Origin of the sequence: Ramlibacter sp. Leaf400 (genome assembly GCF_001424545.1) — a bacterium.
GTDB lineage: Bacteria > Pseudomonadota > Gammaproteobacteria > Burkholderiales > Burkholderiaceae_C > Ramlibacter.
Map to the genome: position 1 here is coordinate 144,582 of NZ_LMQL01000008.1, position 20,627 is coordinate 165,208.

Consider the following 20,627-nt stretch of genomic DNA (forward strand, 5'->3'; position numbering starts at 1 on the left):
AACAACCTACTCCACCGAGAACCCCACCGTCTTCACCAGCCCGGCCCAGAACTCGGTCTCGGTCTTGAGCATCTGCGCCATCTGCGCCGGCGCCGTGGGCAGGGGCTCCATGTAGGCCGTGGCCAGGCTGTCGACCACGTCCTGCTGCGCCAGCGCCTGCCGGATGCCGCCGTTCAGGCGCTGCACCACGTCCGCCGGCGTCCTGGCCGGCACGAAGAAACCGAACCAGCCGACGTAGGCCAGGTCCTTGAAGCCCTGCTCGGCCATCGTCGGCGTGTCCGGCGTGAACTTGCCGCGCTTGGGGCCGCTGCTGGCCAAGAGGCGGATCTTGCCGGCCTTGACGTTGGGCATGAACTCGCCGGTGGGTCCGACCACCGCCGCGATCTGCCCGCCGATCATGTCGGCCAGGGCCGGCTGCGAGCCGCGGAACGCGATGTGCCGCAGGTCGGCGTCGCCCATGCGGCCGAGCGCCGCGCCGATGAAGTGGGCCGCCGAGCCCTGGCCGGCGGAGCCGAAGTTGGCATGCGCCGGGTTGGCCTTGCACCAGGCCAGGAAGTCCTTCACCGAGCGAACCGAGGCCGGGACCAGGGGGCCGACCGCCAGCGAGTAGTCGAACATCACCGCGCCGGAGACCGGCGTGAAGTCCGCCACCGGGTCATACGGCAGCTTCTTATAGGTGAAGAGGTGCAGGCTCATCGGCGAGGTCGGCGTGAGCAGCATGGCGGTGCCGTCAGGCGCGGCACTCTTGACGCCCTGGGCCGCGATCTGGCCGCCGGCGCCGGTGCGGTTGTCGACGATCACCGCCTTGGCGAAGGAGGGCTGCAGCTTCTCGGCGATGCGGCGGCCGGCCAGGTCGATGGTGCCGCCGGGCGCGAAGCCGATGACGACGCGCGCCGTGTCGGGCGTCTGCGCGTAGGCGGGCACGACCGCCCCGCCGGCGGCAAGCACGGCGGCGGTGGCCTGGATGAACTGGCGGCGATCGAACGTCATGGGCGTTGCTCCTGCAAGGATGGGAAAGGTCGAGGGATGTTGTTTCACAGGTCCAGCACCAGGCGCTCGGACTTCGCGCGGCTCACGCAGACCAGCATCGTCCTGAGGCCTTCGCGCTCGGCGGGCGGGTAGACGTAGTCCAGGTGCTCGGGCTGGCCTTCGCACACTGTCGTCTCGCAGGTGCCGCACAGTCCTTCGCGGCAGGAGAACGGCACCTCGTGCCCGTTCTCCTCCAGCACCTCCAGGATGCTGCGATCCGGCGGCACCGTGTAGCAGCCGCCGCTGCGGCGCAGCTCGATCGCGAAGCCTTCGGCGGCCGGGGCCTCGGACGCGGGCGCGGCCGGTGCGGAGAACCATTCGAAATGCAGGGCATCGGCCGGCAGGTGCGCGCCGTGCAGCTGCACCGCGTTCATCAGCGGCGCCGGGCCGCAGCAGTACACGTGCACGCCGGGCGTCCAGTCGGCCAGCAGCAGCGGCACGGCGATCGGCGCGCCGGCCTCGTCGTCGCAATGGAACCGCACGCGGTCGCCCCACTGACGCAGCTCCTCGTAGAACGCCAGCCGCTGGCGGCTGCGGACGCCGTAGACCAGGCTCCACGGCTTGCCGTTGGCTTCGCACCAGCGGACCATGGCCAGCAGCGGCGTGATGCCGATGCCACCGGCGATGAACAGGTAGCTGTCCGCCTCCACCAGGCGGAAGTTGTTGGCGGGCCGGCTGCAGCGCAGGTCCATGCCCTCGCGCACCTGGCCGTGCACGTAGTCGGAGCCGCCGCGGCCGCCGGCCGCGCGGCCCACGCCCAGCACGTAGCGGCTGCGGTCGCGCGGGTCGCCGCACAGCGAGTAGTGGCGCAGCATCGCTCCCGGCAGTTGCACCGCCAGGTGGGCCCCGGGCTCGAAAGGCGGAAGCTGCGCGCCGGCGGGGTCCACCAGCTCCAGGCGCAGCACGTCCCTTGCCTCGGCCTCGACGCGCGAGACCCGCAGGTTGAGTTCGGTCATCGCAGGATCAGGTCGCCAGGCCGGCCTGGTGCGGGGGCTTGATGACGTGCACGGGCGTCGCCGCCTTGTTCGTGGCTTCCTCGGCGCGCTCGGCGGCCACCAGCTTGTCGAAGGTCCAGCGGAAGTGCGACAGCGCGGCGTCGGCCGCCACGGCCAGCATCTTGAACTCGGGGTCCGCGTCCAGCACCTTCTGCTGCGCCTCGATCAGGTGCTTGTCCTCCATGAAGCCTTCGATCAGGCTCTGGTGCAGCGAGCGCGAGATGTTGTGGTCGTCGCCCTCGAAGTTGTTCAGGTAGGTCCAGAAGAAGTGCGACGTGCGGCGCGTCTCGGGCGTCATGAACTGGCAGTTGCGGTACTCGCGGCTGCCTTCGCGGTTGCCCTTCTCGCTGCCGCTGCCGGCCGGCGAGAACATCGACTCCAGGAAGAAGATGCCCGGGATGTGCATGTGGCCGATGTTGCGGCGGTCCACGTGGCTGTCCTTCTCCTGCGCCGGCAGCACCTTGCGGTGGAAGGGCGGCGGCGCCGCGTCCATGTGCCAGCGCTCGACGCGAAAGCCGCGCGGCTGGCGTTCGACGGCCACCGGCTTGGTGACGTACGCGTACTCCTCGGAGCCGCCCAGCGTCTTGGTGTGCACGAAGGCCAGGTGCGCGAAGTCCGACAGGTTGTCCACGATCAGCAGCCAGTTGGCGTCGTAGTGCATGTAGTCGTGGATGCCCTTCCACTGCGGGTCGCGCAGGTAGGGGAAGTCGATGATCTGCGCGGGATCGGCCTTGGCCGGATCGCCCATCCAGATCCACACCAGGTGGTCCTTCTCGACGACCGGGTAGCTCTTGACGCCCAGCTTGGGCGGCACGACCTCCTGGCCGGGGATCTGGATGCACTTGCCGGTGGGGTCGAACTTCAGGCCGTGGTACATGCAGCGCACGCAGTCGCCTTCGCGTCGGCCCAGGTGCAGCGGCACGCCGCGGTGGCAGCAGCGGTCCTGCAGCGCCACCACCTTGCCGCTCTCGCTCTTGTAGAGCAGCACGGCTTCTTCCAGGAGGGTGCGGGGCAGCATCTTGCCGTCGAGCAGTTCGTGGTCCCAGGCGGCCACGTACCAGCAGTTCTTCAGAAACATGAAAGTTCTCCCGGCCGCGCGAGCGCGGCCATGCGTGTGTCGAGATGGGACAATGCTAGGCAGCACGTTGACCTGGATCAATGCGCCCCTCTGACTTCTGTGTTCCGAATCCTGAACAATGAACTGGGACGACTTCGACGCTTTCTGCCAGGTCGTCGAGCACGGCGGCTTCACCGCCGCGGCACGTGCACTGGACCGGCCCAAGTCCAGCCTGAGCGCCTCGGTCGCCCGGCTGGAAGAGCAGCTGAGTGCCCGCCTGCTCGAGCGCACCACCCGGCGGCTGCGGCTCACCGACGCCGGTGAATCGCTCTACCGCGACATCTCCAAGCCCTTCGCCCAGTTGCGCGAGCTGGCGGTCGACGCGGTGGCCAAGGGCGCGCAGGTCCAGGGCACGCTGCGCGTCGCGGCGCCCTACGAATTCGGCGCGCACCACCTCGCGTCCGTCACCTGCCGCCTGCTGGCCCAGCATCCGCAGCTGAAGGTGCAGGTCGACGTGGAACACGCGCGGGTGGCGCTGTTCGAGCGGCACTACGACATCGTGTTCTCCGCCATCGAGCACAGCTTCGCGCCATCCACCGTGGTGGCCAAGCGCGTGTACTCGCTGGAGCGCGGACTGTTCGCCTCGCCCGAGCTGATGGTGCGGCACCCGGAGTTCGCGGCGCCCGAGGACCTCAACGCCCTGCCCTTGCTGGCGGGCGGCGAGGACACGACCTGGTCCTTCGCGGGCCCCGATGGCTCGGCCGACGTGGAGGTGCGCAACCCGCCCCTGCGCAGCGGCAACGCCGAGGTGCGCATGCGGGCCGCGATGGCCGGCCTGGGGGTGGCGCGCATCACCGCGACGTTCTGCGCGCAGGCGGTGGCGCAGGGCCGCCTGGTGCGGCTGTTGCCGCAGTGGGAGTGCGCGCCGCTGCGCATCTATGCGCTGCTGCCGGGACGCCGGCTGGTGCCGGCCAAGGTGCGGGCTTTCCTGGACGGCCTGGAGGAAGAGGCCGCGTCGCAGGGCAGCGTGACGGCGGCGGTGTAGCGCCGCGTCAAGCCGCGGGCCGATCGAGCCGGTAGATGAAGTGCTCCGGCGTGTCCACCGGGTTGTCCGGCTCGAACTCGCCTCGCGCGACGCGCCGGTAGCCGTTGCGTTCGAGCACGCGCCACGAAGCGCGGTTGTCCGCATGCACCGGCACGATCACCGCCGTGGCCTCTTGCGCATGCGCCCAGATGCCTTCGGTGAGCTGGCCGACGAGCGCCGTGCCCCAGCCGCGCTGCAGCGTGCCGGGCTCGCCCAGGAAATAGTCCAGGCTCCACGCTTGCAACGGCACGTCGGTCCACTGGGCGATCTCCTCGGCGTACGGCGGGTAGCCGGCCAGCGCGAAGCGCTGCACCAGGCCGACGGGGCGGCCGTCGCGGTACGCGATGAAGACCTGCGCGGGCTCGGTGCCGTCGATCACGCCGCCGTATTCGGCTTCCACGGCCTCGGGCGCGGGGTCGTCGCACCACCAGCGCCGCACGTGGGGCTGGCGCAGCCAGGAGGAGATCAGGGGGTAGTCGCCGCGGGTGACCGGGACGAAGCCGAAGGGGCTCACGCGCGCGCGTGATGGCGCTCGCGCGCCAGCTGCACGTACCAGTCCAGGCAGCCGGGGTTGGCCATGGCGTCGAGGTTGACCACCTTCTCCGGCGCCTGCCCGAGCAGCATTTTCTTGACCGGCAGCTCCTGCTTCTTGCCGGTGAGCGTGCGCGGGATCTCCGCCACCTGGTAGATCTGGTCGGGGATGAAGCGCGGGCTGAGCGCCGTGCGGATCGCGTCGTTCAGGCGCTTGCGCAGGCCGTCGTCCAGCTGCAGGCCGGGCCGCAGCACCACGAACAGCGGCATCCAGCTTTCGCGGCCCAGGTACTCCAGGTCCACCACCATGGAGTCGAGCACCTCCGGCAGCGACTCCACCGCGCTGTACAGCTCGCTGGTGCCCATGCGCAGGCCGTGGCGGTTGATGGTGGCGTCGCTGCGGCCGTAGATGATGCAGCCGCCGCGCGAGGTGATCTTGAGCCAGTCGCCGTGGCGCCAGACGCCCGGGTAGGTGTCGAAGTAGGACGAGAGGTAGCGCTTGTGGCCCTCGTCGTTCCAGAAGTAGAGCGGCATGGAGGGGATGGGCCGCGTGCACACCAGCTCGCCCACCTCGTCCACCACGGGGCGCCCTTGCTCGTCCCAGGCCTCGACCGAGCAGCCGAGCAGGCGGCACTGCATCTCGCCGGGCACCAGCGGCAGCTCGCGGTTGCCGCCGATGAAGGCGCCGGCGAAGTCGGTGCCGCCGGAGATGTTCGACCACCAGATTCCGCCCCCACGCTCCCCCGCTTCGCGTGGCGCGCTGCCCCCCGAGGGGGCGCGCGCGCCTAGGGGCGGCCCGTCGTCGCGCGTGCCCGGCTTGCCCAGGCGCTCGAACTGCGCATTGGTCCAGCGCTGCACCTCTTCCGAGAGCGGCGAGCCGGTGGTGCCCAGCGCGCGCACGGACTGCAGGCGCGGCATGGACGACAGGTCCAGCCCCGCCTTCATGCAGTTGGCGAAGAACGCCGCGCCGGCGCCGAAGAAGGTGACGCCCAGCTCGGCCGCGAAGCGCCACAGCGTGGACCAGTCGGGCGCGTCCTTGGCCCCCGCGGGATTGCCGTCGTAGAGGCAGCAGGTCGTGCCGTTGAGCAGTCCCGCCATCTGCGCGTTCCACATCACCCAGCCGGTGGAGCTGTACCAGTGGAAGCGCTCGCCCCAGGTGTTGGGGTGGTAGCTGCAGCCGACGTCGCTGTGCAGCACCAGGTGGGCCAGCATCACCAGCAGGATGCCGCCGTGGCCGTGCACGATGGGCTTGGGCAGGCCGGTGGTGCCGCTGGAGTAGACGATCCAGATCGGGTGGTCGAACGGCAGCCACACCGGCTCGAAGGCCGCGGTGGCCTGGTCGTCGCGGGCCGCGGCCTGGTCGAACCACGCATCCGCCGCCAGCGCTGCCGCGGCGTCGCCGCCCAGGTTGCGCAGCGCCAGCAGGTGCTGCACCGTGGGCAACTGCGCGCGCAATTCGGCGACCACCCCGCTGCGGTCGAACGCCTTGTGGCCGTAGCTCACGCCGTCGCAGGCGATCAGCACCTTGGGCTCGATCTGGCGGAAGCGGTCCAGCACGGCATGGGTGCCCATGTCGGGCGCGCAGATGCTCCAGATGCCGCCCAGGCTCACCACCGCGAGGAAGGCGACGATGGCCTCCGGCACGTTGGGCAGGTAGGCCGCGACGCGGTCGCCCGGCTGCAGGCCCTGCGCCTTCAGGTGCAGCGCGACCGACGCCACCTGGCGGCGCAGCTCGGGCCAGGACAGCTCGCGGTGCTGGCCCTGTTCGTTGCGGCTGACCAGGGCGGGGAACCCCGCGGCGTGCGCGGCGTCGGCATGGCGCAGCACCTGCCGCGCGTAATTCACCTGTGCGCCGGGGAACCACTGCGCGCCCGGCATCGAGGCCTTCGCCAGCACCGCCCGGTGCCGGGTCGGCGACTCGATCCGGAAGGCGTCCCAGATGCTCTGCCAGAAGCCGTCCAGGTCCTGCACCGACCAGCGCCAGAGCTCGTCGTAGTTCGCGAACGAGCGCCCGGTGCGCTCTTGCAGCCACTCCTGGTAGAGGCGGATCTGGGGGATTCGGTCGGGCACGGTGCGCATGGCGGGCTAGCGTAGCAGCGGCGCCCCGGCCGATGCATCGGGCGAACACCCGGATGAAAAACCGCTCGGCTTGCGTTTTCGCACACCCGTGCTAAAGTGCCTCGCATGGAAGCCAAGACCCAGCGCAGCGAACTGACCCGCGCCGCCATCATCGGTGCGGCGCTGGACCTGGCCGCGGCCGAAGGGCTGGAATCCATCACCCTGCAGGCGGTCGCCGACCGCATCGGGCTCTCGAAGAGCGGCGTGTTTTCGCGAGTAGGTTCGCGCGAGACGCTCCAGAAGGCGGTGGTGGAGGAATTCGGCCGCCGCTTCATCGACGACGTCTTCGTGCCCGCGATGCAGCAGCCCAAGGGCCTGCCGCGGCTGGACACCATCGTGCAGCGCTGGATCGTGCGCACGCGTGACGTGGAAGCCAAATCGGGCTGCGTGTTCTCGGCCGGCGCCTTCGAGCTGGACGACCGCGACGGCCCGCTTCGTGACCACCTGCACAGCGAGATCCTGCGCTGGCGCTCGGCGCTGCGGCGCACCGTGCAGCAGGCCGTCGAGGCCGGGCACCTGAAGACCGACACCGATGCCGAGCAGTTCGTCAGCGAGATCTACTCGCTGATGCTGGGCATGGTGCACGACGTGCGCTTCCTGCGAGAGCCGCGCACGGCCGAGCGCGTGCAGTCGACCTGGCGCCGGCTGCTCTCCACCTACATCGCCTGAGTTCCCCCAGAAGAAGATGCCCCTCGCCCTTCGCTCAACCACATTTCGCACAGCCGTGCGAAGAAAGGAACCGCCATGCTGATCCTCCTCGCCATCGCCCTCGCCTGGGGCGGCATCGCCGGCGGCCGCGCCGCCCTGCGTTCGCTGCGCAGCCTGCCCCGGCGCAACGAAGACATGGTCTTCTACTGAAAGGACAACGCGATGACACGCACCGCCGTGCAGGCCACGTCCGACTTCTACCAGGCCGGCCCCGGGCTGCGCCTGTTCCGCCTGGCGCTGGGCGCGTCCCAACGCATCTGGCCGTCGCTGGCCGTGCGCGCCTCGCTGCGCCTGTTCGGCACGCCGCTGCCGCCCAAGTGGCTGCAGCGCAAGGGCGCCTGGGACAGCGACTGGCACATCGAGGCCTGGCCCTTCGAGGACGCGAGCCTGACGCTCTACTCGCGACCCGTGGCGCCGCACGCGCCGGTGGTGCTGCTGGTCCACGGCTGGGGCGGCCATGCGCGGCAGATGCTGCCGCTGGCCGACGCCGCGATCCGCGCCGGGCTGCGGCCGGTGATCGTGGAGATGCCGGCCCATGGCCGCAGCGCCGGCGCGGTCAGCAACCTGCCGCAGTTCGCCCGCGCCATCGAGTACGTGGGCGCCCGCCTGCTGCAGCAGGGCCACCAGCTGCGCGCGCTGGTGGCGCATTCGCTGGGCGCCAACGGCGCGGCCTACGCCACCAGCCGCGGCCTGCCGGTGGAGCGGCTGGTGCTGCTGGCGCCGCCGGCCTCGCCGCGCGAGTACACGCGCCTGTTCGCCGCCGTCTTCGGCCTGTCGGAAGGCACGCGCTCGCGCATGCAGGCGCGCATCGAGGCGCGCGAAGGCGTCCTGATGGCGCAGTTCGAGCCGCAGGCCGTGGGCGCGCGCATCGACTTGCCCACGCTGGTGGTGCACGACCGCGGCGACCGCATCAACCGCTTCGCCGACGGCCAGGCCTTCGCCAGCGAGATCGCCGGCGCGCGGCTGCTGGCCACCGAGGGCATGGGCCACCGCAAGCTGCTCAAGGAACCGCCGGTGCTGCGCGAGGTGGCCGACTTCCTGCGCTGACGCGCCGCTTGTCGCCCGCAGGGGCGGCGCTTAGCATCTGCTGCTTCAACACAAGAAGGAGCGGAGAAGATGGGAATGTTCACCTGGACGGAGCGGCCTGCGCAGGTCCTGCAGCAAGGCGGAGTGATCGGGCCGGAGGAACGCCTGCCCTGGCCGCAGACGGCCGCCATGGGCGTGCAGCACGTGATCGCCATGTTCGGCGCCACCGTGCTCGCGCCCATCCTCATGGGCTTCGACCCCAATGTCGCCATCCTCATGAGCGGCGTGGGCACGCTGATCTTCTTCCTGATCACCGGCGGCAAGGTGCCCAGCTACCTCGGCTCCAGCTTCGCCTTCATCGGCGTGGTGATCGCTGCCACCGCCTACGCCGGCAAGGGGCCCAACGCCAACATCGGCGTGGCGCTGGGCGGCATCATCGCCTGCGGCGTGCTCTACACGCTGATCGGCTTGGTCGTGCAGGCGGTGGGCACCGGCTGGATCGAGCGCTTCATGCCGCCGGTGGTCACCGGTGCGGTGGTCGCGGTGATCGGCCTGAACCTGGCCGGCATCCCGATCAAGAACATGGCCGCCAGCAGCTTCGACTCCTGGATGCAGGCCGTCACGTTCGTCAGCGTGGCCGTGGTCGCGGTGTTTACCCGGGGCATGGTGCAGCGTCTGCTGATCCTGGTCGGCCTGATCGTCGCCAGCGTGATCTACGCGGTGCTCACCAACGGGCTGGGCATGGGCAAGCCGATGGACTTCAGCGGCATCATCGCCGCGCCGTGGTTCGGTGCCCCCGCTTTCGCCGCGCCGGTGTTCAGCGGCCCGGCCATGCTGATGATCGCGCCGGTGGCCATCATCCTGGTGGCCGAGAACCTGGGCCACATCAAGGCCGTGACCGCCATGACCGGCCGCAACCTGGACGCCTACATGGGCCGGGCCTTCATCGGCGACGGCGTGGCCACCATGGTCAGCGGCGCTTCCGGCGGCACGGGCGTGACCACGTACGCCGAGAACATCGGCGTGATGGCCGCGACCAAGATCTACTCGACCGCCATCTTCGTGTTCGCCGCCGCCATCGCCATCGTGCTGGGCTTCTCGCCGAAGTTCGGCGCGGTGATCCAGGCCATCCCGCTGCCGGTGATGGGCGGCGTGTCCATCGTGGTGTTCGGCCTGATCGCGGCCGCCGGCGCCAAGATCTGGGTCGACAACCGGGTGGACTTCTCGGACAACCGCAACCTGATCGTGGCGGCGGTGACGCTGGTGCTGGGCACCGGCGACTTCACGCTGAAGTTCGGCGGCTTCGCGCTGGGCGGCATCGGCACCGCGACCTTCGGCGCCATCCTGCTCTACGCCCTGCTCAGCCGCGGCGGCAGCCGCCCCGCCGCGCAGACCACGGCCACGGCCACGCCGGTGCAGCGCTGATGCCGATCTGGAAGCAGCCGATCTCGGTGGAGCGCCTGACCGAGATGCATGTCGGCACCGCGGTGGAGCACCTGGGCATCGAGTTCCTGGAGGTCGGCGACGACTTCATCCGCGCGCGCGTGCCGGTGGACACGCGCACGCGCCAGCCCTACGGCATCCTGCACGGCGGGGTGTCGGTCGTGCTGGCCGAGACGCTGGGCTCCTGCGGCGCGGCGTTCACCGCCGAGACGGGGACGCGTGCGGTGGGCCTGGACATCAACGCCAACCACCTGCGCAGCGCCAGCCAGGGCTGGGTCACCGGCATCGCGCGGCCGGTGCACATCGGCCGCAGCACGCAGGTGTGGGCCATCGAGCTGAGCAACGACCAGGGCCAGCCCACCTGCGTGTCGCGCATCACGATGGCGATGCTGCAGGGGCGCTGAAGCGCTGCGGCTTATTGCGGATCGGCGCCGCCGCGCGCCATCCGCTCGCTCTTCCAGTAGACGTCGTCGCCGCCGTCTATTCGGTTGAGCACGCGGGCCAGCACGAACATCAGGTCCGACAGGCGGTTGAGGTAGCGACGGGGCGTGTCGTTGACCTGCTCGGACTGTCCGACCGCCACCACCGAACGTTCCGCCCGCCGCGCCACCGTGCGGCAGACATGCGCCTGCGACGCGGCCCGCGTGCCGGCCGGCAGGATGAACTCCTCCAGCTTGGGCAGGCGCCCGTTGTGCAGCGCGAGCGCGTCGTCCAGCACGGCCAGCGCCTCGGGCTTGATCAGCTCGTAGCCCGGGATCGACAGCTCGCCGCCCAGGTTGAACAGCTGGTGCTGCACCTCGACCAGCAGCGTGCGCACCTCGTCCGGCAGCTTCTCGCACAGCAGCAGACCGATGTGCGAGTTGAGCTCGTCCACGTCGCCCATGGCCTGCACGCGCGCGCTGTGCTTGGGCACGCGGGTGTTGTCGCCCAGGCCCGTGGTGCCGTCGTCGCCGGTGCGGGTGGCGATCTGCGTCAGGCGCTTGCCCATCTTTGGCTCCTCTTGGAATGTGGGGCGGATTGTCCCATCGCGGCCCCTGACGGCCTCGGCCATGGCCGGGTGCGAGCCGTCCTACGCCGACTCTCGCGATAGCGCGACACGCACGTGGCCCAGCCGCGCCACCATGGGGAAGCTCCAGGAGTCCGCCATGAAGCAGCCTTCCGCCTCCTCCTTCCTCCTGCCCAGGCCGCGCGCCGTGCTCGCGACCCTGGTCCTCACCCTGTGCGCAGGCTTCGCAGCCGCGCAGGCACCGGTGCGCAGCGCCACCTCGCCGCGGGCGGCGGGCATCGGCATCTCCGGCGGCAACGCGGGGGGCGCCACGGTACCGGCCACGCGCAACCCGATCGCGGTCGCGCCTGGCGCCGGCACGGGCACGCTGCCCCTGGGCGCGCCCTCGCCCTCGGGCCTGGCGTCGCCTTCACCCTTCCCGGCCGGCATCTCCTCCACCAGCATCGCCGCGCCCGGCACCAGTGCCGCGATCACCGCGCCGACCGCGATCGCCCCCAGCGTGGCCGGCACCGTGGGCACGGCCGGCGGCGTGACCAGCAGCACGCGCGGCGTGGTGAACCCGCTGGGCACGACGACCACGGGCCAGCCGATCGATGCCGGCGTCATCGGTCCCGCCGGCGCGGCCGCCGCGGTGCTCGATCCGAACGGCGCTGCCGCGGCGGGCAACGCGGGCGCGGCCGTCAGCGTGGGGACGCCCGGCGCCGCACCCGGCACCGCCGGGATCGGCGCGACGCCGGGCGCCACCGGCGTGGTCCAGGGCGCCTCGGTCGGGAGCGCGGGCGGGCTCACCGGCGGCGTGCCGTCGGTGTCGCCGGGGGCCGTGGTGGCGCGGGGCGGGCCGCTCACGGCCCTGCAGGTGGCGCAGTTCTTCCTGCAGGCCGACGGCAACGGCGACGGGCTGCTGTCGCGCGCCGAGGCGCTGCGGCTGCCGCTGGTGACGATGACCTTCGAGGACATGGACACCAACCGCGACGGTTCGGTTTCGCGGTCCGAATACGACGACAGCCTGCGCTAGCAGAGCGCGGCGCGACCGTTGGGCCGCGCCGCGGCCTCGGCGTAAACTGGCCGGCTCCAGGAGACTTGCCCATGAACGCGCCCACCGCCGTGTCCCACCTCGTTCCCGAATTCCATCCGCGGCCAGTGCCGCAGGCGCTGCTGGATGCGCTGCAGGCGCGCTTCGGCGCTCAGTGCTCCACCGCGGCGGCGGTGCGCGAGCAGCACGGCCGTGACGAGTCCTCCTTCGAGGTGCCTCCGCCCGCCGCCGTGGTGTTCGCCGAGAAGACGCAGGACGTGGCCGATGCGGTCGCGCTCGCCTCGCAGCACGACGTGCCGGTCATCCCGTTCGGTGTCGGCTCCTCCCTGGAAGGCCACCTGCTGGCCGTGCAGGGCGGCATCAGCATCGACCTGGGCCGCATGAACAAGGTGCTGTCGGTCAATCCCGAGGACCTCACCGTCACCGTGCAGGCCGGCGTCACCCGCAAGCAGCTGAACGACGAGATCCGCAGTACCGGCCTGTTCTTCCCGATCGACCCGGGTGCCGACGCCACCCTCGGCGGCATGAGCGCCACGCGCGCCTCCGGCACCAACGCCGTGCGCTACGGGACCATGCGCGAGAACGTGCTGGGCCTGGAAGTCGTCACCGCCTCGGGCGAGGTGATCCGCACCGGCACGCGCGCCAAGAAGTCCTCGGCCGGCTACGACCTCACGCGGCTGATGGTGGGCAGCGAAGGCACGCTGGGCGTGATCACCGAGATCACGCTGCGGCTCTACCCCATCCCCGAGGCGATCTCGGCGGCGGTGTGCTCCTTCCCGAGCATCGAGGCCGCGGTGCGCACCGTCATCCAGGTCATCCAGCTGGGCGTGCCGATCGCGCGGGTGGAACTGATCGACCACCACACGGTGCGGATGGTCAACGCGCACAGCAAGCTGGGCCTGCGCGAAGAGCCGATGCTGCTGATGGAATTCCACGGCTCGCCGGCCGGCGTGAAGGAGCAGGCCGAGACGGTGCAGGAGATCGCCAGCGAGTTCGGCGGCAACGCCTTCGAGTGGGCCACCACGCCGGAGGAACGCACCCGCCTGTGGACCGCGCGGCACAACGCGTACTTCGCCGCCATCCAGTCGCGGCCGGGCTGCCGCGCGATCTCCACCGACACCTGCGTGCCGATCTCGCGCCTGGCCGACTGCCTGCTCGACTCGGTGAAGGAAGCCGATGGCAGCGGCATCCCCTACTTCCTGGTCGGCCACGTGGGCGACGGCAACTTCCACTTCGGCTACCTGCTCGACCCCAACGAGGCGCGCGAACGCGAGGTGGCCGAGGACCTGAACCACAAGCTGGTGACGCGCGCGCTCAACCTGGGCGGCACCTGCACCGGCGAACATGGCGTCGGCCTGCACAAGATGGGCTTCCTGGTCACCGAGGCCGGCGCCGGCGCGGTGGACATGATGCGCACCATCAAGCGGGCGCTGGACCCGAAGAACATCCTCAACCCCGGGAAGATCTTCTCGCTCTGAGCCCGCGATGAAGCCCACCACGCCCCTGCTGCTCGCCGCCTGCCTGATGGTCGGCGCCTGCGCACACCGACCGGCTTCACAGGTGAACTACGGCCACCCCGCGCTCAACGCGATGGTGCCGGTGCCGCAGGTGCAGAACGACCCGGCTCGTGTCGGGCTGGGCGCGCTGGTCGGCGGTCTGGCGGGCGCGCAGGTGGGATCGGGCAACGGGCGGCTCGCGGCCGCCGGGGCGGGTGCGGCCATCGGCGCGATGGCGGCCCAGGGCCAGTACAGCCCCGAGGCCGCGCTGGGCGGCCTGGCCGGTGGCCTGATCGGATCGCAGGTCGGCGGCGGCAGCGGCCGTGTCGCGGCCACTGCACTGGGCGCCGGCCTGGGCGCCTGGCTGGCCGTGCCGCGCGACTGACTTCACCCGTCATTCCCGCGAAGGCGGGAAGCCAATGCGTCCGCTTTCGCGGACTGCCGAAAGCCCTGGGTCCCCGCCTCCGCGGGGATGACGAGAGTTGGCCTCCCCGCCTTTCGCGGGGACGACGAGGGTTGGCCTCCCCGCCTCCGCGGGGATGACGTAACCGGCTTACTGCGCGAACAGCGCCTGCACTTCCTGGCGGAACGCGCCATCGCGCTGGTGCTCGCCCGGCTCCAGCGGGCCGGCCTCGGACAGCAGCGACATCGGCGCCAGGTTGCGGCCCCAGTACAGCTGGCAGCGCTGCGAGTTCACCAGGCGCGTGGCCGGCACCACCGAGGTGTTGCCCTCGGACTCCAGCGTCACGCCGACCTTGGCCGCAGTGACCTTGCGGTCCGCGCTGCCCAGCCACACGGTGCCGGGCAGCTGCTCCCACTCGCGGATGTCGGCCTGGGCCTGGGTGGACTGCGCCACGCCCTGGGCCACCAGCCCCGCGAACATGCCGACCATGCCCAGGCCGGCGGCGTCGCGGTTGCCGGTGGCCAGCGCGGTCTGCAGGCCCACCGCGCCGATCGTGCTCGCCACGTCCGAGACGGTCTGGGCGCCTTCCTTGAACGAGGCCTTGCCGCCCAGCACCGCGTCCACCGGACGGCCGCCGCGCGTCGTGGCCTGGTAGCCGACGTCGGCGCCGACGGTGAACTGCTCGGACACGCAGGCGCCGCCGCCTTCCGGGCAGGCCTTCTTCACGGTGGTGTCGGCCAGCTTGTGCGACTGCCACATCAGCGCTTCGCCGAACTTGCCGCCGCCGTACTTGAACGGCACGCGGCCGGTCTCGAACAGCACCAGCACCGGCCGGTCGGCCGACAGGCCCTCGTACGCCTTGTCGCCCTTGGCGGCCTGCTGCACGAACTCCTTGGACAGCTGCGTATTGCCGTCGCAGTAGCTGGCCCAGCCCGCCATGTAGGGCATCAGGCCGAAGTCGCCGGCGTACTGCTCGGCCTCGGCCACCGTGTCCTGGTAGTCGGCCTGCTTGAACATGGCGCGCGCGTTCTGGAAGTCACCTTTCGCCGCCCACACCAGGCCGCGGTAGAAGTAGGTCATGGACCGCTCGTAGGGCTCGCCCTTGAAGTCCTTCACCTTCTCGGCCGACCAGAGCGATTTGGCCTTCTGCGCCTCGGGGTTGTCGGCGTAGATCATCTCGATGCGGGCCACGGCCGCCTCGAAAGCCTTCTCGGCCAGGTCCACGTTGCCGGCGGCCAGCGCCGCCATGCCGATGCGCTGCAGGTTGAGCGTGGCGTTGCGCTCGCCCTCGATGAAGAGGCGCTCCATCAGCGGCCGCAGGTCGGCCGCCGGCACCTTGCCCGCGAACTCGGTGGCCGCCGCCTGCACTTCGGGCGCCACCGGCTTGGAGGCGCCCCACTTCTTGGTCGGGTTCGCGGCCTGCTCGGCCGCCTGCTTGGCCTGCTGCTGCTGTTGTTGCTGCATCTGCATCTGCATGATGTTCTGGAACAGCCCGCCGAACTGGGCGTGGGCCGGCACGGCCCACAGGCCGCCGCAGGCAAGCGCCACCGAGACGCAGGAGGCGCGCAGGCGCGAAACGGGACGAGCACTCATGGTCATCACTCCAGGAAGGGAACGAAGGAAGAAGAAGGGATCAGGGAACGCGGGCCGGGCGCGTCAGAGGGCGCCGGCCAGGCGCGCCAGCGTCTGCTGCGCGACCAGGCGGCCCACATCGGTCACCGTGCGCTGCGGGGCCGCCACCTGGCGGAAGCCCCCGCGCGGGTCGGCTTCGAACTTCGGCGGCGCCGCCGGCGTGCCTTCGGGCAGCTGGCCGTTCATGTAGCCCTCGGCCAGCACCACGCCATCGGCCAGGCGCTTGATCGACACGTAGGTCGACCAGCCGGTGGCGGCCGCCGGGTCCCGGGTGTTGAGCACTTCCATGATCAGGCGCGCATGCTTGGACAGCGCCTGCGTCTCGACCTGCTGCGTGTCGAGCGAGCCGCCCTTGCCGGCCGCGGCCGTGGTGCGCATCACCACGTTGCGGTCGACCAGCCGCACGCCCGTCGACGTGATGGTCTGCATGAAGGCGCTGCGCATCTCCAGGTCGGTGCGCTCCACCGGGCCTGCGCGGCGCGCCTGCTCGGTCTTCACCTGGCGCGTGGTGATGGTGGTGTTGCTCACCGCCATGCCGGCCGCCTCGCTGCCGATGTAGCCCGGCGCGGCCGCCGTTTCGCGGCTGGCCATGCCGGCGCGCGCGGTGCTGCTGTTGATCTGCCAGGCCGAGTCCTGCTGCAGCATGTCGGCGAACTCGCGGTTCCACAGCACGGCGATGGTCGGCCGGCCCGCCCGGGCATAGGCCGCCATGAACGCGGCCCGGTCGAAGTCCGGATGCGCCGCAGGCGCGACCGGGGCCGGCGCGGGCGTGGCCACTTCGGGCATCCCCTGCCGGTAGGCGCTGGGCGGGATCTGGGGCGTTTGCGCGAAGGCGGCGGTGGCGAGCACCGGCACGCCAAGCAGGGCAAGGCGACGCAGCATGGCAGGACCTTTCGGATGAAGCCGGCTCAGCGGGCCGGCGGCGTGACGGCGGGGATCTGGTAGGTCTGGCCCGGCGCGAACTGCGACTGCCCGCGGTTGGCGTCGTAGATGTCGACCGCGACACGGCTGGTGGCCTGCGAGATGGCCGACTCGCCGTACACGGCCTGGCCGCGCGGCGGCAGGAACACGGTCTTCCACGCGCTCGGCGGCTCGGTCTGGCCGCGGTCGCCAGTGAAGCGCGTGCGCACGCTGAGCACCACGTCCACGTCGCTGCAGTTCTGCACCGTGGTCTGCACCGAGGCCATCCCGGTGCCGGTGCGCGAGGTCACCACCTCGTGCACGCCGATCACGCGAGCGAGTTCGGGCGACAGCACCGACACCGCGCCCAGGTTGCCCTGCCCCGCCTGCTGGTCCCAAGTGCGGCAGCCGGCGAAGGTGGGCGGCGTGGTCTGCGTGGTGGCGCAGCCGGCCAGGACCGTGGCGGCGAGGAGCGCGAACAGCGTCTTCATGTTCGCTTCCTTCAACGGTAGATGACGTCGTCGGCGCCGGCGCGCGAGAACTCGTAGATGCCGGACCAGACGATCTCGCCGGTCTCCAGGTCGGTCATCTCGAAGGAGATCTGGGTGTAGCGCTGCACCATCCCGGTCTTGACGTTGCGGCTGTCCAGCGAATTGATCTTGCCGGACAGGCGGTAGTCGGCACCCAGCTGCGCCTTGGTCAGGCCGGTGGTGCCCAGGTCAGTCGTGCCGGTGCGCTTGAGCTGGCGCTCCTGTTCGACCATCGCCGTGTTCTGGCGGTTGACGAACTGCATGCGAGCCTTGGCCGCGCGGTTGAGGTTGACCATCAACCGCTGCGTGATGATGTTGCGGTTGATCGCCTGCGAACTTTCGTTCACGAAGTGCGCGCTGTCGATGATCACGCGCGGCCGCTTGCCGGTTTCCGCGAAGATGGACTCGGCCAGCATGTCCCGCATCATCTGGTCGGTCATGGCCACGATGTCCTGGCCCTCCACGCCGACGCCCGACACGGGGCCCTTGCGGCTGGAGTCGACCTCCATGGACGACACGCCGGTGGCGTTCTGCAGTGGGGGATTGGTCTGGCAGCCGGCCAGGACGGCGACGATCGCGAGCAGCGCCGTCGATTGGAGATTGCGGTACATCTAAGCCTCCAGTTGCAACTGACATGGATTGTTGCAACTTAAGGCAGAGGTGTCTATCCCCCGTGTGGGTGATGCCACAAGGCCGGAAGTAATACCGGCTTCCGGGCCGGAATCAGCCGCGCAGGCGCTCGATCAGGCCGTTCAGCGCATCCAGCGAGCCGAACTGGATGGCGAGTTCGCCCATCTCCTCGACCTGGCCCGCGCGTTTCACGCGCTTCTTCACGCGCACCTCGACCGCGGCCATCAGCAGGTCGGAAAGCTCCTCCTCCACCCGGCGAAGGTCGCTGGACTTGTCCTTCTTCGGCTTGGGGGAGGTGAGCGTGAACTCGGCGCCGATCTTCTTGACCAGGGTCTCGGCCTCGCGCACCGACAGCTTGCGGGCGGTGATCTGGTTGGCCGCCGTGATCTGCGTCGCCCGCTCCAGCGCCAGCAGCGCGCGGGCATGGCCCATGTCCAGGTCGCCGGCCATCAGCATGGTCTGCACCGGTTCGGCCAGGTTCAGCAGGCGCAGCAGGTTGGAGGCCGCGCTGCGCGAACGGCCGACGGCCTGGGCCGCCTGCTCGTGGGTCAGGCCGAAGTCGCGCACCAGGCGCTGCAGGCCCTGGGCTTCTTCCAGCGGGTTCAAGTCCTCGCGCTGGATGTTCTCGATCAGCGCCATCGCGGCCGCGGACTCGTCGGGCACGTCGCGCACCAGCACGGGCACGCTGTCCAGGCCGGCCAGGCGGGCGGCGCGGAAACGGCGCTCGCCCGCGATGATCTCGTACTTGCCGGCGTGCGCGCCCTCCCCCAGCTTGCGCACCAGGATCGGCTGCATGATCCCTTGCGCCTTGATCGATTCGGCCAGCTCGTACAGCGCGCCCTCGTCCATGCGCGTGCGCGGCTGGTACACGCCCGGCACCATGTCGGCCAGCAGCAGCGTGGCGGGCAGGCCCGGGTTGGCGGCGGGCGCGTCGGCGCCTTCGGCGGCGGTCGGCCCGAGCAACGCCTCGAGGCCGCGGCCCAGTCCCTTGGGTTTCTTGGTCACCATGGAAGCTTCTCTCTCTCTCAGAGGTTCATGAGGTCCTGCAGCAGCACATGGCCTTCCGGCCAGCTGCCCAGCCCCGAATCGGCATTGATGTGGCCACAGGGGCCCACGTCGATGAAGCGGCTGCCCCAGTCTTCGGCGAAGCCGCGTGCGCGATCGATGTCGCAGTAAGGGTCGTCCTGGCTGCCCACCAGCACGCTGGGAAAAGGCAGCGGCTGCAGCGGCAAGGGCGACCAGGTGCGAAGCTGCACCCGGATCTCGGGTCGCTCGACGTCGCCCGGCGCCACCAGCAGCGCGGCCTTCACCCGCTGCGGGTTGCGGGTGACCGAGGCCCAGGCCGCGGCCAGCACGCAGCCCAGGCTGTGCGCCACCAGCACGGCGGGCTCATCGCGCGTGAGCAGCACTTCCTCCAGCCGCGTGATCCAGTCGCCGCGCAGCGGCTGCTGCCAGTCGTGCTGCTCCACCCGCACGTAGCCGTGCCGCTGCTCCCACAGCGACTGCCAGTGCTGCGGGCCGCTGTTCTGCCAGCCGGGGAGGATCAGGACGTTGGAAGGCTTCATCGCTTCGGGCGGAGCGCGCGGATCGGGCTGCCGGGCGTCACATCTTGCGGATGCGCTCCACCATCTCCTGCGCGAATTCCATGAAGGCCTGGCTGCCGCGCGCAGCCGGGTCGAACACCACGCCGGGCAGGCCGTAGCTGGGCGCCTCGGCCAGGCGCACGTTGCGCGGGATCACGGTGTCGAACACCTTGTCCTTGAAGTGTGCCTTGAGCTGCTCGCTCACCTGCTGCTGCAGCGTGATGCGCGGATCGAACATCACGCGCAGCAGGCCGATGATCTGCAGGTCCTTGTTCAGGTTGGCGTGCACCTGCTTGATGGTGTTGACCAGGTCGGTCAGGCCCTCCAGCGCGAAGTACTCGCACTGCATCGGCACGATCACGCCGTGGGCCGAGCACAGGCCATTGAGCGTCAGCATGGACAGCGACGGCGGGCAGTCGATCAGGACGAAGTCGTACTCGGCTTCCACCGGGGCCAGGGCCTGGCGCAGGCGCCGCTCGCGCCGCTCGACGTCGACCAGCTCCACCTCGGCGCCGGCCAGTTCGCGGTTGGCGCCCAGGACGTCGTAGCCGCACTTCTCGCTGCGCACCCGGGCTTCGACCACGGACGAGGATTCGAGCAGCACGTCATAGACCGTCAGTTCCAGCTTGCGCTTGTCCACGCCCGAACCCATGGTGGCATTGCCCTGCGGGTCGAGGTCGACCATCAGCACGCGCTGGCCGACGCGGGCCAGGCCGGCGGCCAGGTTGACCGTGGTGGTCGTCTTGCCGACGCCGCCCTTCTGGTTGGCGACGCAAAAGATCTTGGCCATTTGCTTACCTGGAGACGGCGAGCTTCACGCCGAAGCCGATCAGGAACAGGCCCGCCACCTTCTCCAGCACCCGCCCGACCAGCGGATTGGCCCGCAGCCGGCTGGCCAGGAAATGGGTGAGCAGCACCGCCACCAGCCCGTAGGCGAAGGTCAGCACCGCGATGGTCAGGGCCATCCCGCCGAAGGTCAGCAGGCTTGCAGGTTGCTGCGGGTCGATAAACAGCGGGAAGAAGGCCATGTAGAACACGATGGCCTTGGGGTTCAGCAGGGTGATCACGGCCGCCTGACGGAAGTAATGGCGCGGCTGGATGTCGAGCACCGGGGCACTGCCCGGCTTGGCCAGCAACATCCGCAAGCCCAGCCAGGCCAGGTAGGCGGCGCCCAGCCACTGGACGGCATGGAAAGCGGCTGGGTAGGCCACGAGCAACGCGGCTACGCCGGCCACCGCCGCCCACATCAGCACCTGGTCGCCCGCGATGATGCCCAGCGTGGCGGCCAGCCCAGCGGGAACGCCGCCCTTCCCGGTGGAGGTGATCAGCGCCAGGTTGCCGGGCCCGGGGATGGCGAGAAAGATGATGATGGCGACGACGAAGGCGCCGTAGTCCGCTACACCGAACATGAACCCCCCGGGAA

General features: G+C 70.5%; 22 protein-coding genes. 8 read left to right on the top strand and 14 right to left on the bottom strand.

Annotated features, from left to right (window positions below):
- Positions 1-6 precede the first annotated feature (6 nt).
- Genes ASG30_RS06885 through ASG30_RS06895 form a run of 3 tightly spaced genes read right to left on the bottom strand, consistent with a single transcriptional unit; the run spans position 7 to position 3,102 of the window.
- Positions 7-990 carry a Bug family tripartite tricarboxylate transporter substrate binding protein gene (locus ASG30_RS06885; RefSeq protein WP_055894295.1) on the bottom strand — a complete coding sequence of 328 codons (984 nt, stop codon included), beginning with the start codon at positions 988-990 and terminating at the stop codon, positions 7-9.
- Positions 991-1,034: 44 nt separating this feature from the next.
- Positions 1,035-1,985, bottom strand: a complete 951-nt coding sequence (locus ASG30_RS06890; protein WP_055894301.1) for a PDR/VanB family oxidoreductase — start codon at positions 1,983-1,985, stop codon at positions 1,035-1,037.
- A 7-nt stretch (positions 1,986-1,992) separates the two neighbouring features.
- Positions 1,993-3,102, bottom strand: a complete 1,110-nt coding sequence (locus ASG30_RS06895; protein WP_055894302.1) for an aromatic ring-hydroxylating dioxygenase subunit alpha — start codon at positions 3,100-3,102, stop codon at positions 1,993-1,995.
- Between the two features lie 118 nt (positions 3,103-3,220).
- Between ASG30_RS06895 and ASG30_RS06900 the strand changes: the two genes are divergently transcribed.
- Positions 3,221-4,126 carry a LysR family transcriptional regulator gene (locus ASG30_RS06900; RefSeq protein WP_055894304.1) on the top strand — a complete coding sequence of 302 codons (906 nt, stop codon included), beginning with the start codon at positions 3,221-3,223 and terminating at the stop codon, positions 4,124-4,126.
- A gap of 7 nt (positions 4,127-4,133) precedes the next feature.
- Here the strand turns inward: ASG30_RS06900 and ASG30_RS06905 are convergent, their stop codons facing one another.
- A complete protein-coding gene (locus tag ASG30_RS06905) occupies positions 4,134-4,679 on the bottom strand; it encodes a GNAT family N-acetyltransferase (RefSeq protein WP_055894306.1) in 546 nt (181 codons plus the stop codon).
- Entirely contained in the window at positions 4,676-6,775 is a 2,100-nt protein-coding gene (locus ASG30_RS06910; protein WP_055894307.1) for an acetoacetate--CoA ligase, read from the bottom strand. The genes ASG30_RS06905 and ASG30_RS06910 overlap by 4 nt, the downstream gene beginning before the upstream one ends.
- Positions 6,776-6,880: 105 nt before the next feature.
- Between ASG30_RS06910 and ASG30_RS06915 the strand changes: the two genes are divergently transcribed.
- From ASG30_RS06915 to ASG30_RS06930, 4 genes are all read left to right on the top strand, one after another.
- Positions 6,881-7,483, top strand: a complete 603-nt coding sequence (locus tag ASG30_RS06915; RefSeq protein WP_055894308.1) for a TetR/AcrR family transcriptional regulator — start codon at positions 6,881-6,883, stop codon at positions 7,481-7,483.
- A 201-nt stretch (positions 7,484-7,684) separates the two neighbouring features.
- Complete coding sequence (locus ASG30_RS06920) at positions 7,685-8,569, top strand: alpha/beta hydrolase (RefSeq protein WP_055894310.1); 885 nt, start codon at positions 7,685-7,687, stop codon at positions 8,567-8,569.
- 69 nt (positions 8,570-8,638) lie between these two features.
- Entirely contained in the window at positions 8,639-9,973 is a 1,335-nt protein-coding gene (locus ASG30_RS06925; RefSeq protein WP_055894313.1) for a solute carrier family 23 protein, read from the top strand.
- Positions 9,973-10,395, top strand: a complete 423-nt coding sequence (locus tag ASG30_RS06930; protein ID WP_055894314.1) for a hotdog fold thioesterase — start codon at positions 9,973-9,975, stop codon at positions 10,393-10,395. The genes ASG30_RS06925 and ASG30_RS06930 overlap by 1 nt, the downstream gene beginning before the upstream one ends.
- A gap of 11 nt (positions 10,396-10,406) precedes the next feature.
- Here the strand turns inward: ASG30_RS06930 and ASG30_RS06935 are convergent, their stop codons facing one another.
- A complete protein-coding gene (locus tag ASG30_RS06935) occupies positions 10,407-10,979 on the bottom strand; it encodes a cob(I)yrinic acid a,c-diamide adenosyltransferase (protein ID WP_055894316.1) in 573 nt (190 codons plus the stop codon).
- Positions 10,980-11,136: 157 nt separating this feature from the next.
- Between ASG30_RS06935 and ASG30_RS06940 the strand changes: the two genes are divergently transcribed.
- The 3 genes from ASG30_RS06940 to ASG30_RS06950 all read left to right on the top strand — a co-directional run bounded on the left by ASG30_RS06940 (position 11,137) and on the right by ASG30_RS06950 (position 13,911).
- Positions 11,137-12,012 (top strand): EF-hand domain-containing protein, encoded by an 876-nt coding sequence (locus ASG30_RS06940; RefSeq protein WP_055894317.1) that lies wholly within the window; start codon positions 11,137-11,139, stop codon positions 12,010-12,012.
- 71 nt (positions 12,013-12,083) lie between these two features.
- Positions 12,084-13,508, top strand: coding sequence for an FAD-binding oxidoreductase (locus ASG30_RS06945; RefSeq protein WP_055894319.1), 1,425 nt, complete (start codon positions 12,084-12,086; stop codon positions 13,506-13,508).
- A gap of 7 nt (positions 13,509-13,515) precedes the next feature.
- Positions 13,516-13,911: a glycine zipper 2TM domain-containing protein gene (locus tag ASG30_RS06950; protein WP_055894322.1), complete on the top strand. Its 396-nt coding sequence runs from the start codon at positions 13,516-13,518 to the stop codon at positions 13,909-13,911.
- Positions 13,912-14,079: 168 nt separating this feature from the next.
- Here the strand turns inward: ASG30_RS06950 and ASG30_RS06955 are convergent, their stop codons facing one another.
- The 8 genes from ASG30_RS06955 to ASG30_RS06990 all read right to left on the bottom strand — a co-directional run bounded on the left by ASG30_RS06955 (position 14,080) and on the right by ASG30_RS06990 (position 20,613).
- Positions 14,080-15,522 (bottom strand): tetratricopeptide repeat protein, encoded by a 1,443-nt coding sequence (locus ASG30_RS06955; RefSeq protein WP_055894324.1) that lies wholly within the window; start codon positions 15,520-15,522, stop codon positions 14,080-14,082.
- A 63-nt stretch (positions 15,523-15,585) separates the two neighbouring features.
- Positions 15,586-16,443: a hypothetical protein gene (locus ASG30_RS06960; protein ID WP_055894325.1), complete on the bottom strand. Its 858-nt coding sequence runs from the start codon at positions 16,441-16,443 to the stop codon at positions 15,586-15,588.
- A 26-nt stretch (positions 16,444-16,469) separates the two neighbouring features.
- Positions 16,470-16,952: a hypothetical protein gene (locus ASG30_RS06965; RefSeq protein ID WP_055894327.1), complete on the bottom strand. Its 483-nt coding sequence runs from the start codon at positions 16,950-16,952 to the stop codon at positions 16,470-16,472.
- An 11-nt stretch (positions 16,953-16,963) separates the two neighbouring features.
- Positions 16,964-17,602, bottom strand: a complete 639-nt coding sequence (locus ASG30_RS06970; RefSeq protein WP_055894330.1) for a penicillin-binding protein activator LpoB — start codon at positions 17,600-17,602, stop codon at positions 16,964-16,966.
- A 112-nt stretch (positions 17,603-17,714) separates the two neighbouring features.
- Positions 17,715-18,629, bottom strand: a complete 915-nt coding sequence (locus tag ASG30_RS06975; protein WP_055894332.1) for a ParB/RepB/Spo0J family partition protein — start codon at positions 18,627-18,629, stop codon at positions 17,715-17,717.
- Between the two features lie 17 nt (positions 18,630-18,646).
- Entirely contained in the window at positions 18,647-19,186 is a 540-nt protein-coding gene (locus ASG30_RS06980) for an RBBP9/YdeN family alpha/beta hydrolase (protein WP_055894333.1), read from the bottom strand.
- A 37-nt stretch (positions 19,187-19,223) separates the two neighbouring features.
- The gene (locus tag ASG30_RS06985) at positions 19,224-19,994 is read right to left on the bottom strand and encodes a ParA family protein (RefSeq protein WP_055894334.1); all 771 of its coding nucleotides are present in this window, start codon (positions 19,992-19,994) and stop codon (positions 19,224-19,226) included.
- A gap of 4 nt (positions 19,995-19,998) precedes the next feature.
- Positions 19,999-20,613 (bottom strand): LysE family translocator, encoded by a 615-nt coding sequence (locus ASG30_RS06990; protein ID WP_055894336.1) that lies wholly within the window; start codon positions 20,611-20,613, stop codon positions 19,999-20,001.
- Positions 20,614-20,627: the final 14 nt, after the last annotated feature.